This window comes from Cobetia sp. MC34 (assembly GCF_018340035.1).
GTDB lineage: Bacteria > Pseudomonadota > Gammaproteobacteria > Pseudomonadales > Halomonadaceae > Cobetia > Cobetia amphilecti.
This window is the reverse complement of sequence record NZ_JADPPY010000001.1, coordinates 33,380-45,157: the sequence shown is the minus strand read 5'-3', so window position 1 is coordinate 45,157 and position 11,778 is coordinate 33,380. Positions and strand designations below refer to the sequence as shown.

Below are 11,778 nucleotides of genomic sequence, written 5' to 3'. Positions count from 1 at the left end.
TGAATTTTCTTTCTTTTCTGCTGTTATTCCGGAGATGTCTCGATGGACAAGGAACTGCTCGCGCTACTGGTTTGCCCGCTGTGTCAGGCCAAGCTGACCTATGATGCGGCGAATGCCGAGCTCAAGTGCTTCTACGATGGCCTCGCCTATCCGGTACGCGACGGCATTCCCGTCATGCTGGAAGAAGAAGCGCGCCAGATGGATGCCGACGAGAAGCTCAAGGGGAGCCGCGGCTGATGAGTGACCTTCTGCAGCAGGGGCAGGCAGACGACAGCCGTTCAGAGGGCGAGTCCGGCTTCGTGGTCGTGATTCCGGCGCGCTTCAACTCCTCACGCCTGCCGGGCAAGCCCCTGGCGGACATTCATGGCCAGCCGATGATCGAGCACGTCTGGCGCAATGCCTGTGCCAGTCAGGCCAGTCGGGTCGTGATCGCCACCGACGACGAGCGCATCCGTGAGGCCTGTGAAGGCTTCGGGGCCGAGGTGGTGATGACGCGTGGCGATCACCCCAGCGGGACGGACCGCCTTGCCGAGGTGGTCACGCTGCTGGCGCTGGCCCCCGAGACCCTGGTGGTCAACGTCCAGGGCGATGAGCCGTTGCTGCCGGCGGCGCTGATCGATCAGGTGGCGGTACGCCTCGAGGAAGACGAGGGTGCCTCGATCGCCACGCTGGCGGAGTCGATCGCCAGTGTCGACAGCCTGTTCAATCCCAATGTGGTCAAGGTGGTGCGTGACCTGCGTGGGCGTGCCCTGTACTTCTCGCGTGCGCCTATCCCGTGGGACCGCGAGCACTTCACCACGCCGCCGGGCATGCTGGCCACCGATTCCTGGCTGCGCCATATCGGCCTCTACGCCTATCGTGCCAGCTTCCTGACCGATTACGTCGACTGGCTGCCGGCCCCGCTGGAGCAGCTCGAACAGCTCGAACAGCTGCGCGCGCTGCATCATGGTCATGCCATCCAGGTAGCCATTGCCTGCACGGCGCATCCGGCCGGTGTCGATACGCCGGAGGATCTCGAGCGCGTGCGCGACTGGCTGGCGCAAGCAGCGGCAGGCAGCGAGAGCGGAGAGGCCTGATGAGCGAGCTTCTTGAGCAACTGGCCCAGCGTCAGGCGCCATTGGAGCGCATCCTGATGGTGTGCCTGGGCAATATCTGCCGCTCGCCGAGTGCCGAAGGCGTGTTGCGTGCGGCGCTGACGCGCCATGGCCTGGAGCAGGTCGTCACGGTGGACAGCTGCGGCACCAGTGACTGGCATGTCGGTGGTCAGCCTGATTCGCGGGCCATCGCCCATGCGGCCAAGCGCGGACACGACATCAGCACGCTGCGTGCCCGTCAGTTGTGCGAGCAGGACTTTCACGACTTCGATCTGATTCTGGTGATGGACGACGCCAATCTTGCCGATACCCGTGCCTTGGCTGCGCGCAGCAACAGTGGCGATCAGGCGCTGATCGGTCGCCTGCTGGATCTGCTGCCGACCCCGCTGCCCGCGCTGGCAGCGGGCAGTCGTGAGGTGCCGGACCCCTACACCGGGGGGCCCGATGCCTTCGAGCGTGTGCTGGACCTGATCGATGTGGCCTGTGAGGCACTCATTGCGGCGCTGCCTGTGGCGACCACGACGCGGGCGCGCTCATGACTCGGGTATCCAGTGATCAGAGCGCTGGCGACACCTCGCAACGTGAGGGGGTGAAGCTGGATGGCTGCAATACGCTGGGCTTCTCGGCGCGTGCCCGTGCCCTGAGTGAGCCACACACCGTCGAGGCGGCCAGGGCGCAGGTGCTGGCCTCCCGGCAGGCTGGTGAGCGTCTGGTGGTGATCGGCGGCGGCAGCAATCTGGTATTGCTGCCGTGGCTGGATGCCCATGTCATGCGTCCGGCCTTTGACGAGGTCACCATCACGCCGGCAGAAGACGGCCTGACGGCCACGGTCTCCGTCGAGGCCGGCAAGCGCTGGCATGCCCTGGTGATGGAGCTGGCCGCCGCCGGCTGGTGGGGCTATGAAAATCTGGCGCTGATTCCCGGGTGCTGCGGTGCGGCGCCTATCCAGAATATCGGTGCCTATGGCGTCGAGCTGGCAGACCATCTGCTGCGCCTGGAAGTCATGTCGCTGGAAGATGGCAGCTGCCATTGGATGAATCGCGAGGAATGCGGTTTCGGCTATCGCGACAGCATCTTCAAGGGCGCGCTTGAGCATCGCGTGCTGATCACGCGTCTGGAGTTGCAGGTATCGCGCCAGGCGTCGCCCCGGCTCGGTTATGGTGATCTCGCCCAGCGCGTCAGTGCGGCGCTGCCGCAAGGGGAGGAAGTGACGCCGTTGCAGGTCGCCCAGGCGGTGATTGCCACGCGCAGTGAGAAGTTGCCCGACCCCGCGCAACTGGGCAATGCCGGCAGTTTCTTCAAGAATCCGCAGCTTCCCCAGGCTGAGGCCCAGGCGTTGTTGACTCGCTTCCCGAGCTTGCCGCATTACCCGCAGGCCGATGGCAGCATCAAGCTGGCAGCAGGCTGGCTGATCGATCAATGTGGTCTCAAGGGCGCGCGCAGAGGCCATGTCGGCGTACATGCTCGGCAGGCGCTGGTGCTGGTGCACTTCGGCGAGGGGGCCGTCACGGAGCTGCTGGCACTGGCGCAGGAGGTGCGTGAGGCCGTTCACGCCCGCTTCGGTGTCTGGCTCGAGCAGGAGCCGCGCGAGCTTGGGATGATGCCCGAGGGCTGAGGCCCAGAGTCGTGCACACGAGACCTGCGCTGAAGTGAAGGCACGCACACAAGGCGCTGAAAATAGCAAGCACTGAAAACAAGAACGCCCCGCAGGCAAGCCTGCGGGGCGTTCTTGTTTTCAGTGCTTGGTTCTGACTTGCTGCTCAACGGGAGCGGCTGGTAGATGCTGGCATAGGCCTTGGCATAGACCCTGTCTTGCTGCCTTTCTGTCGCCCCCTTCAGCGCTTGTGGCTGAAAGGGGCGGCAGAGTGACGGCAGGGGCAGGGCGCCAGCCTCAGGACTCAGTGAGACGTGTTGCTGTCATCCTGAGCGGTCGTGTCCTGAGTCTCTGCGCTGGCCTGTTGTGCAGCGGCACGTTCGGCAGCTTCACGCTCACGACGACGCACTTCGCGCGGATCGTTGTAGGCGCGTTCGCCACGGCGACGGCGGGTCTCGGTGGCTGGCTGCGTGCTGTCCTGCTGCGCGCCTTCTGCCACTGTCGTCTCGCCTGGCTCGCTCGGCGCCTGCTTGTGCTCGCTGTCAGCGACTTTCCCTGAGTGGGAGTCGTCGCTCACGGCTTGCGCCACGGCGACATTGTCGTGACGCTCGGCAGTCGCGAACGCTGCCTCGGCCGGCGCATTCTCGACGCTGGCGCTGACGTTGACGGCGCTTTCGGCGCCTTCAGCAGTAGCATCAGAGCCTTCAGCGTTTGCAGAGCCTTCAGCAGAATCAGAGCCTTCAGCTGATTGAGAGCCCTCAGCTGATTGAGCGCCTTCCGCAGCTTCAGCGACAGTATCTGCGGTGCGCTCAGTGCTGACGGCAGGCTCAATCTCAGTGCTGGCCACGTCAGCGCTTTGCGTCACCTTCACCTCGCTGGTCTCAGCCTGCTGAGGAGCCTCTTCGTGCGCGGCCTCCTGTACAGGCTGTTCAGCGGCAGCGTCTTCCACGGCAGCGTCTTCCACGGCAGGTTCTTCCGCCACAGGCTGCGCAGGCTGGCTGGCAGTGTCGGCTTCAGCGGCGACCGCTTCCTCTTCTTCAGCGACAGGTGCCTGAGCTTCAGTCTGCTCGGCAGCTTGCGCTTCGGCGGCCGGTGCCTGGACGCTTTGCTCGGCGGCGGCTGGTGCTTCAGGCACAGCGGCTTCGCTGGTCACGCTTTCCTTCAGCGACTGCTCATCGGCCGCGGCTTCCGGCGCGACTTCTGCCGCAGTGACGGCCGGCGTGTCGACGGTGACGTCAGCTTCGTTGGCCTGCGGCTGGTGTACGCTTGGCTGCTGGACGGCGTGCTGCTCAGTGCGCTGGGCGGCGTGTTGCTCAGTCTTCTGCGCCTGGTGAGCGCCAGTGACAGGCGCTTCGGACGCCTCTTCGACTGGTGCTTCGACGACCGGCTCGGGCACTTCCGCTGTCGCTGGCTCAGACTCAGATGCTTGCACGTCGGATGCCGCTGACTCAGGGGCTACCGTCTCTTTCAGCGCCTCGTTGCTCGGCTCGCTGACTTCCGGTGCAACGGCTGCCGTGAGGTCTGCGCTGGCAGACTGCACGGCGCTGGCCGGCGCGTCCTGTGTAGCGGTGCTGTTTTCACCCTGAGGGGCACTGGTTTCAGCCTGCGAGGCGCTGTCGTTGCCTTGCGGGGCGCTTTCCTTGCCTTGCGGGGCATTGGCTTCGCCCTGCGGAGCAGCAGTGGTGGCGCTGACGGCTTCGGCACCTTCCTCGGCAATGGCCGGCACCGCAGCGGCTGCCGAAGCAGCGGCTGCCTGCGGGCCTGCCAGCGTCATGGCCTTGAGCGACTTCTGCTCTTCGACCGCCTGCGGGTTCAGAGCATGCTGACGGCTGCGCACACGCGGGTTGTTGCGGGTCTGCTGGTCTTCGCTGCTGACCTGCTGTTCCACCTGCTCGGCCTGTTCGGCTGCCTTGATGGACTCGCGTGCCTGCTTGCTGTCGACCTGCTCGGCCTTGTCAGTCTTGGCCGGCTTTTCACCACGGGCCGGCTTGTCGCCGCGCTTGCCGGAATCGCGCTTGCTGGCGTTGTCGGCCTTGGCGTTCTGGCTGTCGCTGCTCCTGGCTTCGGCTTTCGGGCTGTTGTCAGCCTGCGGCGTCTGCTCCGGTTCGGCCTGCGGCTTGCTGTCGTTGGTGACGATTTCCTGCTGGCTGTCCTGACGCGACTCGTTGGACTTGCGACGGTTGCCACGGTCGTTGCGCTGACGACGCTTGTTATTGCTGCGGCCATCGTTCTGGCTGCTGCTGTCAGCGTCGTTGCCGCGGGAATCGTTGCCGCTGTTGCGTGACTCGCCGTCGTTGTTGCGTGACGCGTTGTCATTGCGACGACGGGAATCCTTGCGGTTGTCATCACGCTCGTTGCCACGGCCGTCATTGCTGCGGTCGTTGTTGCGGTCGTTGCTACGTTCAGCGTTGCGGCCATTGCGGGAGTCGTTGCGAGCCGCTGCCGGAGCGCTGGCTTCACTGACGGTCTCGCGACGCTCGCGGGCCTTTTCCAGTGCCTTGCGGGCTTCGCTGGACTTGGCCGGCACGGCGGTGTCGTTGTCATTGCCCAGCAGGCGGCTGAAGCCTCGGGCCAGGCGCGACAGCAGGCCGCCACCGGTGGCCGGAGCGGCAGTCCTGACGGGAGTCTGGGCTGAAGACTGCGCCACGACTTCCTGCTTGCTGGCCTGAGCGCGGGTGTCATTGCCCTGGCTCGAACGGTTGCCCTGACGGTTGTCATTGCGCGAGCTCTGACGGCTGTCGTTGCGGCCTTCGCTGCGAGTGTCATTACGAGACTCGTTGCGCGACTCCTGACGGTTGCGTCCGTTGCTGCTGCCGTTGCCGTTGCGACGACGATTGCCGTTGTTCTTGCCGTTGCCGTTGCGGCTATCGCTGTCATTGCTGCTGTCAGCGCTCTCTGCCACGGCGGCGGAGGCTGCGGCAGGCGCTTCCGGTGCGGCAACCGGGGCAGGCGTGGTGTGGGACACGCTCTTGACGGCTGCTTCAGTGCGCGCCGGCGGCTTGTCGAAGTTCGGATCCGGTTCCTTGCCGACTTCGGTCTCGACGGACAGCTCGAAGCTGGACTTGTCGGCACCGTCTTCATCGACGTGGTCGTCACGCAGACGCACGACTTCGTAGTGCGGCGTGTCGAGCTCCGGGTTCGGCAGCAGCACGACATTCACGCCCTGACGACGTTCGATGTCGAACAGCGTGGCGCGCTTCTCGTTGAGCAGGTAGGTCGCGACCGGCACCGGCAGGATGGCGCGGATCTGCGAGCTGCGCTCCTTCATGGCCTCTTCTTCGATCAGGCGCATGATGGAAAGCGCCATGGAGCGCACGTCACGGATGGTGCCCTGACCGTCACAACGCGGGCAGACCACGCCGCTGGTCTCGCCCAGTGACGGACGCAGACGCTGACGCGACATTTCCATCAGGCCGAAGCGTGAGATGCGACCGATCTGGACACGAGCGCGGTCGATCTTGAGCGCGTCGCGGACACGGTTCTCGACTTCACGCTGGTTGCGTGCCGGCGTCATGTCGATGAAATCGATCACCACCAGGCCGCCGATGTCGCGCAGACGCAGCTGGCGGGCGATCTCGTCGGAGGCCTCCAGGTTGGTCTGCAGCGCGGTTTCCTCGATATCACTGCCGCGAGTGGCGCGAGCGGAGTTGATGTCGATGGAGACGAGGGCTTCGGTGTGGTCGATGACGATGGCGCCACCGGAGGGCAGCTTCACTTCACGCTGGTAGGCGGTCTCGATCTGGGATTCGATCTGGAAGCGCGAGAACAGCGGCACGTCGTCTTCGTAGAGCTTGATCTTCTGCTGGTAGCTCGGCATCACCTGACGCACGAAGGACAGCGCTTCTTCCTGGACTTCCGGAGAGTCGATCAGCACCTCACCGATGTCATTGCGCAGGTAATCGCGCATGGCACGGATGATGACGTTGGATTCACGGTAGATCAGGAAGGGGGCAGGGCGGCTGGAGGCGGCCTTGGTCACCGCGTCCCACACCTGGGCCAGGTAGTCGAGGTCCCACTGCAGCTCTTCGGCGCTCTTGCCGATGCCGGCGGTGCGCACGATGACGCCCATCTTGTCCGGCAGGGTCAGGCTGTTCATCGCTTCTTTCAGCTGAGCGCGCTCTTCGCCCTCGATGCGGCGGGAGATACCACCGGCACGCGGGTTGTTGGGCATCAGCACGAGGAAGCGGCCGGCCAGACTGATGAAGGTGGTCAGGGCGGCGCCCTTGTTGCCACGTTCTTCCTTGTCGACCTGGACGATGACTTCCTGGCCTTCCTTGAGCACTTCACGAATGTTGGGACGGCCCTGGCCGGGGTCCTTGGAGAAGTACTCGCGGGAGATTTCCTTGAGCGGCAGGAAGCCGTGGCGCTCGGCGCCGAAGTCGACGAAGCAGGCTTCGAGGCTGGGCTCGATGCGGGTGATCTTGCCGCGGTAGATGTTGGCTTTCTTCTGTTCGCGGGCGCCGGACTCGATGTCGAGATCGTAAAGGCGTTGTCCGTCGACCAGTGCGACGCGCAGCTCTTCCGGCTGGGTCGCGTTGATGAGCATCCGTTTCATGTCGTCTCGCTAGACTGGGCGTGCCGAAGGGCAGCCGCATTGTGCGTCGGCGACGAGGAACCGTTTTCCGCTTCGTGTTGTGCTCAGCGCATGTCGTGGAATGCGTTTTTCGCATGCAGGCAAGTCCGTGGACGGGCCACATGCGGCATGATCATGTTGAGTACTTGGAAGAGGCAGGACGTGTTGCGGGGATTTGTACTCCTCCGGCCCTGCGGTCTCTTCCCTAACACCTGGCATTTGCCGATTCATCGACGCCGGCCTTCGGCACGGATATCGAATGATTACCCGGGCTTCATGCCCGAGCGGTCTTGTGTCGTTGGCCCATGAATGACTGGGCGTCTTGCTGTCTTGCCTGCGCAGGCGGCTTTCGGGCTCCCGCGACATCATCTCGTGGAGTCTGCAACGAAGGCTCGAAGGGCGATTGCGCTGCGGCGCGCGGCGTCATGCGTTCCGCGCCCGCTGATGTCGTCATCAGGTCCTGTGAGACCTGAGCGACATCGATGTTTTGCGTCAGCTGTTGGTCTGGCCACTGGCCGCGAATGACTGTCCTTGGGGCGGCCTTCGCTGCCTGTGATTGACAGGTGCGATGCGCGGGACAGCACGCTACCGACAGGGTAGATGACAACAGGGTGCTTGCGTGACCTGCACGGTGCTGATGTCGGTGCGCGTTGCTTCATTGCGGGCCATCTGACCCTCTCCGCCGGCGTGAAGCACCTTGTTGAAGTGCCGGGTGCGCCGTTTTTCCGGCCGCTGTGACAGGGCTGCGGAGACGATGATCGGGCATATAGAGAAGGCCCATCTCACTGCGCTCGAATATACCAGTAAAGGTATGTACCAGCAATTCAGCTGCCAGATCAAACGCTTCGCTACATCGCCCGAGATACGAGGCCCGGCGAGCCGTGGATGAGAGCGGCATATGGCACGATGATTCCCCATTGGTCGCATGACACCGTAGAATGACCGGTCTGAGTGCGCCCAGGCGCACGGCAACAAGATGAGCAGGCCGCGCGAAGGCGGGGCCGGAAAGGAGTGCGACATGGCCGAAGGCCAATCAGTCCAGTGGATCGAGGTTGCCCCGGAATTGGCCGGGCAGCGCATCGACAACTTTCTGCGTACCCGCCTCAAGGGCGCACCCAAGGCGTTGATCTATCGCATCGTGCGCAAGGGTGAAGTGCGCGTGAACAAGAAGCGCATCAAGGTCGATTACCGCCTGCAGGCGGGTGATCTGGTGCGGGTGCCGCCGCTGCGCCTCTCGCCGGAAGCCGCCGTGCAGGAAGTCAGTGACAACCTGCGCGAGGTACTGGCGGGCTGCATCGTGCGCGAGACGGATGACTTCATGGTCATCAACAAGCCCTCGGGGCTTGCCGTGCACGGCGGCAGCGGCGTCAAGATCGGCCTGATCGAGGCTATGCGCCAGATTCGCGCCGACCTGCCGTTCCTGGAGCTGGTGCACCGCCTGGACCGTGATACCTCCGGCTGCATTCTGCTGGCCAAGTCGCGGGCTGCGCTGTTGCAGCTCAATGCCGACCTCAAGGCCCACAAGATGACCAAGCTGTATCTGGCGCTGGTCGAGGGGCGCTGGGATTCACGTCGCGATTACGTCAATGCGCCGCTGGAGCGCTACGACGGTGGCAATGGTGAGCGGCGGGTGCGCGTCGATGAGGCCGGCAAGACGGCCAGCACCCGCTACGCGGTGCGTGAGGCCTATCCGAGCATGACGCTGGTCGAGGCCGAGCCGATTACCGGGCGTACCCACCAGATCCGCGTGCACTCGGTGCATGCCGGGCATCCGCTGCTCGGCGATACCAAGTACGGCACCGAGCGCGGCAATGCCCTGGCGAAGAAGGTCGGGCTGGAACGCCTGTTCTTGCATGCCGCCCAGCTCAGCTTTCCTGATCCGATCGACGGGCGAACCGTCACCGTGCGCGCGCCGCTGGACAAGCGGATGAAGCGCGTTCTCGCCACTGCCAGAGAGCTGGGAGCTCGTCATGACTGATCTCACTGCAGGACTGCCGCAGCCGCGCTATCGCCTGGTCATCTTCGACTGGGATGGCACCTTGATGGATTCCGAGGCGCGTATCGTCGACTGCCTGCAGGCGGCCTCGCTGGCGACGGGCATGGGCGAGCTGCCTGCCCATGCGGCGCGCGACATCATCGGACTCGGGCTGCCCGAAGCCATGGAGCGCCTGTTCCCGGGGGCGACGGCCGAGCAGTGCGAGGCGCTGGTCGCGGCCTACAAGGCGCATTTCGTGGCGGTCGATACCACGCCGCTGGACTTCTTTCCCGGTGTCGAGGCCGGCATCCAGCGTCTGCGTCGCCATCCCGATCAGCTGCTGGCCGTCGCGACGGGCAAGAGCCGCCGCGGGCTGGATCGCATGTTCATGGCCCATGACTGCGGTGACTGGTTCCATGCCTCGCGCACCGCGGACCTGACGCTGTCCAAGCCGCACCCTCGCATGCTCGAGGAATTGCTGGCCGAGCTGAACGTTGAGGCGCATGAGGCGCTGATGGTCGGCGATACCGAATATGATCTGGAAATGGCGCGTGCCCTTGGCATGCACAGTGTCGGTGTCGACTACGGCGTACACAGTGTGCCGCGCCTTGAGGCCTGTGCGCCGCAGCGCATCGTCTCGCATTTCGATGAATTGATGGATTGGCTGTACGCGGTCAGGTAACGGCCGCGATCGCCCAGCACAGGAGCAGCAATCGATGAGTGACAGGCCGCAGGATCCCTGGCGTGAAGGCGCGGGTGGCAAGGACGAGAGCGAAGCGGGCTTGAGCGGGCAGGGAATGAGTGGGCCGGGCATGAGTGGGCAGGGCGCGGCGGCTGCCTCCGACCGTGAGGTGGACTGGCAGGCGCGCGAGCGCACCGCGCAGCTCGAGATGATGGACCGCTGGGTGCAGGGCGTGGTCACCGAGCAGCGTCGTTCGCGGCGCTGGAAGCTGTTCTTCCGCTTCCTGTTCGCGTTGCTGTTCATCGCCTCGATCGCGACCTCGGTGACCCTGTTCACGCTCGGCAGCCAGCCAGCGGCGCTGCCCGGCGAGCAGCATCTGGGCGTGGTGCGTGTGAAGGGCGTGATCGAAGCGGACGGCGAAGCCAATGCCGAGCGCATCATCAAGGGGCTGCGCGCGGCCTGGGAGTCACCGGCCTCCGTGGCGGTGGTGCTCGACATCAACTCGCCCGGTGGCAGCCCGGTGCAGTCCCAGCGCGTCTATGACGAATTGATGCGGCTGCGTGAGCGGGGCGACAAGCCGGTGATCGCGGTGATTGAAGACCTGGGCGCCAGCGGTGCCTATTACATGGCGGCCGGCGCCGGCGAGATCATCGCGGCACCCTCGAGCCTGGTGGGCTCCATCGGCGTGATTTCCTCAAGCTTCGGGCTCAAGGGGCCGATGGAGAAGCTGGATATCGAGCGTCGCGTGTTCACGGCGGGAGACAACAAGGCGTTTCTTGATCCGTTCTCGGAAATCTCGCCGGACCAGCGTGCCTTCTGGCAGAGCGTGCTGGTCACGACGCACCAGCAGTTCATCGCGGCGGTCAAGGCCGGGCGCGGTGAGCGCCTCCAGGACGATCCCGAGCTGTTCTCGGGGCTGATCTGGACCGGTGAGCAGGCGCGGGGGCTGGGGCTGGTCGATCGTACCGGTACGCTGGAAGAGCTGGCGGCGGAGCTGACGCCAGAGGCGGAGCTGCACGATTACACGCCGCGTCAGGACCCCTTCGAGCGCTTCACGCGGCGCTTCGCCGGTGTGATGGCCAGTGCGATGGGGCTCGAGACGACGGTGTCGCCGGTCAGCTACCGCCTGCCCTGGTAGGCGAGCCAGGGCCGCAGCCCTCGTCGCTCAGGGCTGCGGTGTCTCTCAGGGGCGCGGTGCATCCAGCAGAGGGTCGACGCCTGCCTCGCGCAGCAGTTCGCACAGGCGAATCAGCGGCAGGCCGATCAGGCTGTTGGGGTCACGCCCCTCGAGACGCTCGAAGAGCGTGATGCCGAGTCCTTCCATGCGGAAGCTGCCGGCGCTGTCGAGGGGGCGTTCGCGCTCGACGTAGCGTTCGATCTCGGCGCTGGTCAGGGAGCGGAAGACGACCTCGTGGTCTTCATGACAGACCCAGTGACGCGCGGACCGGGTGTCGATCAGCGCCAGGCCGGTCACGAAGCGCACGCGACGTCCGGAGAAGCGCGCCAGCTGGGCGCGTGCGGCTGACAGGTTCGCCGGCTTGCCCAGTATCTCGCCTTCGAAGACGGCGACCTGATCGCTGCCGATGATCAGGTGGTGGGAGTAGGCATCAGCCACGGCGTTGGCCTTGCCGAGTGCCAGACGATGGACCAGTGTCTCGGCACTTTCTTCGCGCCGCGGCGTCTCATCGATACTGGGGCTGTCCAGGTGAAGGGCAGCCCGAGGCGTTCAAGCAGTTCACGACGCCAGCGTGAGCTGGACGCCAGGACCAGTGGAGTCATCATGGCTCTCCCGTCGGGGCGCGTTGCGGGCATTGGCTGGGCGGCGCGCGGCAAGTAATTGAAAAACAAGGGCTGCAGGAT

Annotated in this window: 7 protein-coding genes and 2 pseudogenes; 7 read left to right on the top strand and 2 right to left on the bottom strand. The window is 65.0% G+C overall.

All coding sequences use genetic code 11. The features are described from left to right. Positions 1 to 42: 42 nt before the first annotated feature. Genes IZU87_RS00195 through murB form a run of 4 tightly spaced genes read left to right on the top strand, consistent with a single transcriptional unit; the run spans position 43 to position 2,709 of the window. Positions 43 to 237 carry a Trm112 family protein gene (locus tag IZU87_RS00195; protein ID WP_043331901.1) on the top strand — a complete coding sequence of 65 codons (195 nt, stop codon included), beginning with the start codon at positions 43 to 45 and terminating at the stop codon, positions 235 to 237. After that, complete coding sequence (gene kdsB, locus IZU87_RS00190; protein ID WP_213113344.1) at positions 237 to 1,076, top strand: 3-deoxy-manno-octulosonate cytidylyltransferase; 840 nt, start codon at positions 237 to 239, stop codon at positions 1,074 to 1,076. Before IZU87_RS00195 ends, kdsB begins: the two co-directional genes overlap by 1 nt. Further along, positions 1,076 to 1,633, top strand: coding sequence for a low molecular weight protein-tyrosine-phosphatase (locus IZU87_RS00185; RefSeq protein ID WP_213113343.1), 558 nt, complete (start codon positions 1,076 to 1,078; stop codon positions 1,631 to 1,633). Before kdsB ends, IZU87_RS00185 begins: the two co-directional genes overlap by 1 nt. Beyond that, positions 1,630 to 2,709 (top strand): UDP-N-acetylmuramate dehydrogenase, encoded by a 1,080-nt coding sequence (murB, locus tag IZU87_RS00180; protein WP_213113342.1) that lies wholly within the window; start codon positions 1,630 to 1,632, stop codon positions 2,707 to 2,709. The genes IZU87_RS00185 and murB overlap by 4 nt, the downstream gene beginning before the upstream one ends. 2,683 nt (positions 2,710 to 5,392) lie before the next feature. On the opposite strand, the pseudogene rne reads toward murB, so the two are convergent. Next, positions 5,393 to 7,243 (bottom strand): annotated as a pseudogene (gene rne, locus IZU87_RS18120) (ribonuclease E); the annotation flags it as partial. Between the two features lie 1,036 nt (positions 7,244 to 8,279). Here rne and IZU87_RS00170 point away from each other — a divergent pair. The 3 genes from IZU87_RS00170 to IZU87_RS00160 are packed head-to-tail and all read left to right on the top strand — an operon-like array spanning position 8,280 to position 11,056. Continuing rightward, positions 8,280 to 9,239 carry an RluA family pseudouridine synthase gene (locus tag IZU87_RS00170; protein ID WP_054555007.1) on the top strand — a complete coding sequence of 320 codons (960 nt, stop codon included), beginning with the start codon at positions 8,280 to 8,282 and terminating at the stop codon, positions 9,237 to 9,239. Continuing rightward, positions 9,232 to 9,918 (top strand): HAD-IA family hydrolase, encoded by a 687-nt coding sequence (locus tag IZU87_RS00165; RefSeq protein ID WP_213113340.1) that lies wholly within the window; start codon positions 9,232 to 9,234, stop codon positions 9,916 to 9,918. The genes IZU87_RS00170 and IZU87_RS00165 overlap by 8 nt, the downstream gene beginning before the upstream one ends. A 34-nt stretch (positions 9,919 to 9,952) precedes the next feature. Next, positions 9,953 to 11,056 carry a S49 family peptidase gene (locus IZU87_RS00160; RefSeq protein ID WP_213113339.1) on the top strand — a complete coding sequence of 368 codons (1,104 nt, stop codon included), beginning with the start codon at positions 9,953 to 9,955 and terminating at the stop codon, positions 11,054 to 11,056. Between the two features lie 45 nt (positions 11,057 to 11,101). On the opposite strand, the pseudogene IZU87_RS00155 reads toward IZU87_RS00160, so the two are convergent. Continuing rightward, positions 11,102 to 11,697, bottom strand: a pseudogene (locus IZU87_RS00155) (Maf family protein). Between the last annotated feature and the right edge of the window lie 81 nt (positions 11,698 to 11,778).

Excerpts from the sequence above, each read along its gene's own strand:
- kdsB (WP_213113344.1), top strand. The coding sequence starts at position 237 with ATGAGTGACCTTCTGCAGCAGGGGCAGGCAGACGACAGCCGTTCAGAG.
- murB (WP_213113342.1), top strand. The coding sequence starts at position 1,630 with ATGACTCGGGTATCCAGTGATCAGAGCGCTGGCGACACCTCGCAACGT.
- IZU87_RS00185 (WP_213113343.1), top strand. The coding sequence starts at position 1,076 with ATGAGCGAGCTTCTTGAGCAACTGGCCCAGCGTCAGGCGCCATTGGAG.
- IZU87_RS00165 (WP_213113340.1), top strand. The coding sequence starts at position 9,232 with ATGACTGATCTCACTGCAGGACTGCCGCAGCCGCGCTATCGCCTGGTC.
- IZU87_RS00195 (WP_043331901.1), top strand. The coding sequence starts at position 43 with ATGGACAAGGAACTGCTCGCGCTACTGGTTTGCCCGCTGTGTCAGGCC.
- IZU87_RS00160 (WP_213113339.1), top strand. The coding sequence starts at position 9,953 with ATGAGTGACAGGCCGCAGGATCCCTGGCGTGAAGGCGCGGGTGGCAAG.
- IZU87_RS00170 (WP_054555007.1), top strand. The coding sequence starts at position 8,280 with ATGGCCGAAGGCCAATCAGTCCAGTGGATCGAGGTTGCCCCGGAATTG.